The following is a 2960-nucleotide window of genomic DNA, read 5'->3' on the forward strand; positions in this document are numbered from 1 at the left end:
CAACTGAAGTCAAAGAGCGGACTTCTGTTGTCATTCCTGCACTGCCCTACGCTCGTGAGCTTAGGCGAATACGCTTTTCTTATTGTCTAGCTCCACCGCCTACTCGCTTAGGGCACTTCGGAAGTGACAACTGAAGTCAAAGAGCGGACTTCGGTTGTCATTCCTCCACTGCCCTAAGCGAGTGATCTTAGGCGAATACGCTTTTCTTATTAGCATGTGGTTAGTCACTTTCATATAGGGAAAAAAAGGGATATGGAAAGTGATGTAGAATTTATAATTGTTAATAGTACAGAATAGATTCCCGTGTCACAAGCAGGTGATACGGTTTCTTTCATAAGTAAGATAATAGATCAAGGCACTTATACTTATGACACTCCTTGTTCTGATAGAGGTGATAATAACATGAAAATTGGATTAGTAAGACATTTTGAAGTGAAACGGGGCTACCCAAAAAGAATTGTTAATGCAGAGGAATTAATGACATGGATGGAGGAGTATGATGAATCTGAAGTAATACCAAAACCAGTTGACTTAGGCGGTATAGAATGGAAGCATTGTTACTCAAGTGATTTGTATCGGGCAAAAGTTACAGCAAAATCAATCTACGATAAAGAAATAACATTCATGGAAGACTTAAGAGAGGTACGATTTTCACCGATTTTCCAAAAACAGCTTCGTCTCCCTCTATTCATACATCTTTTACTCTTAAGAGGGGCCTGGTACGTAAATCATACATCTCAACCTGAAACCAAAACAGAAATAGTGACCAGAATAAATAAAACTTTGGATCATTTAACGGAGACCCAGGAAAACACACTGATTATAGGTCATGGAGGAATCATGATCTTTATGAGACGGGAGCTCTTGAAGCGGGGGTTTAAAGGACCAAAATTTAATCGTCCGAAAAATGCAGAACTGTATGTATTTGAGCGGATATGATTAACTATCATTCTGAACGGGTGGCCTGGATGAGGTAGAATGTAAAACTGAGTAAAGTAGGAATTAAGAGAGGGGGCTTAACGTGAAACGGGGGGTCGTTTTTACTGTATTGGGGATTCTGTTGTTTTTGTTTTGGGGATTTAGTGGTAATGTTATAGAGTTCCTTAAGGAAAATCCGATGGGGGAGAGCCGTACCGAGGCAAGAACAGAGGATTTTCTACTTTCACTTGAAACTAAGAAAGAAACATATGAATCTGGTGAACCTATTGATATATGGACAACCGTTAAATATGAAGGCCGAAAGCCATATCAGAAAATTTACCACGGGGGAAGCATCTTTTATCTCGCCATTCATGGAGTGGATCATGAATTTGAACAAGTATTTGGTATGAGACAACCTCTTTTATCAACGACATTGTATCGGAACGTAACTAAAATCCAAACGTTTGAAGCGTTGCAAGAATTGAAGTTACCTCCTGGAAATTATCGTATTGAAGCACTTTCTGACTTTTCCAAGACAGATGATACAGGAAATAATATTCAGATACCATTGGAATTAATAATAAAAATCTTCAACTAGAAACAAAATAAGGGGCTTGAGGGATACACCATCGCCGGGATGGGTATCCCTTTGTGCGCTTGGCAGCGCATCAAACTAATGGGTGAAAGTCCCTAACACGCCGAAGTGGCGGAAGTGTATAGCTGACAGGTAGTGCATGTCCGTGAGGAAATGTGTGGAGGACCTGAAGGCAAAACTCGGAACAGACGACTAACCACCATGTTGGCTGACAGAATCGGATGACCTTGCAAAGAATGGGGAAGTCCAGTGCCACAAACAAGAGGGTTCTGTAAGTTATGAGGACTGGGTTCGAGGGAAAGTTTGATGACGTGACCCAAGGAGATCTCATCATCTCCACTAACTAGTGGTAACTCTCAAGCAAGCCCGTGATGGGCAAGCTGGGACTATGGGTGGTGAGAAGTCAGAGCAGGGGATAGTAGTGAATAAGCTCGTCGGAAAGGTCGTAATGGCGAGTGACTTAGCACAGAGTTGTTAAGACAAGCCCCTACCCAAAAGGTAGGAACTTGATGTGAAGCCCGTCTGTCCATGGAAGAAAAGCAATTCAATTTAAGAAGCCGTCATGTGCCAAGCAGAAGCCAGTGAGGTGGAGCCTAAGAACTGGGGTCGAACAGTAAGTAGACCGTTTGGGGCGGAGTACTTTAGGCAAAACTCGGAAAATGCCATGTGCTAGTCATCCGAGAGAGCCAAGGGAAGGATACGAACATGAGCGAGAGACTAAATCAGAAGAGTTTTCGTGAGGGAGTAAAGTCTACACAAAAGAGAAAATGGTATAGCTTAATGGATAAGGTATGGGCTATGTCCAACATGGAGGAAGCATTTAAAGAGGTGAAACGCAATCGAGGGTCTGCAGGAGTAGATGAAATTTCTATCCGAACTTTTGAATTCGGGGTGGAGGACAATGTACAAGTTCTTCAACGACAATTAAAAGAAAAGATGTACAAACCGAGACCTGTCAAGCGTGTATTTATCCCAAAACCAGATGGGACGAAAAGACCTTTAGGAATTCCTACTGTAAGAGACCGTGTTGTTCAAGCGGCAGTACGCCGAATTATTGAGCCAATTTTCGAAGACAAATTCTTGGACTGCAGTTTCGGGTTCAGACCGAATAAAAGTGCGCATATGGCATTAGAGAAAATCCGAAAGGATTTAATGGATGGATATGTGTATGTAATTGACGCCGATCTAAAAGCATACTTTGATACAATCCCACAGGATAGACTCATTAAAGCTGTGAGAGAAGAAGTGGTTGACGGTAGTGTTATTCGGCTGATTCAGAGTTTCTTACGAGCAGGGGTTATGGATGGAGGAAGCTTTCACCTTAATGAGAAAGGAACACCTCAAGGTGGAGTTATCAGTCCACTACTTGCAAATATCTACCTACATCCGCTCGATGAATTAATGACTAAGCGAGGACATCGAATTACAAGATATGCAGATGATT

At 42.1% G+C, this 2960-nt stretch carries 3 protein-coding genes; all 3 read left to right on the forward strand.

The window, feature by feature from the left end; all coding sequences use genetic code 11:
- The first annotated feature begins 402 nt into the window (after positions 1 to 402).
- Positions 403 to 939, forward strand: coding sequence for a histidine phosphatase family protein (locus tag KS419_RS15875; RefSeq protein ID WP_217067377.1), 537 nt, complete (start codon positions 403 to 405; stop codon positions 937 to 939).
- Positions 940 to 1021: 82 nt separating this feature from the next.
- Complete coding sequence (locus KS419_RS15880) at positions 1022 to 1519, forward strand: hypothetical protein (RefSeq protein ID WP_217067378.1); 498 nt, start codon at positions 1022 to 1024, stop codon at positions 1517 to 1519.
- A 702-nt stretch (positions 1520 to 2221) separates the two neighbouring features.
- Positions 2222 to 2960: group II intron reverse transcriptase/maturase (gene ltrA, locus KS419_RS15885; protein ID WP_217067379.1), on the forward strand; the 739-nt coding region annotated here is incomplete at its 3' end.

The sequence above is a fragment of the Evansella tamaricis genome, assembly GCF_019042215.1.
GTDB lineage: Bacteria > Bacillota > Bacilli > Bacillales > Salisediminibacteriaceae > Evansella > Evansella tamaricis.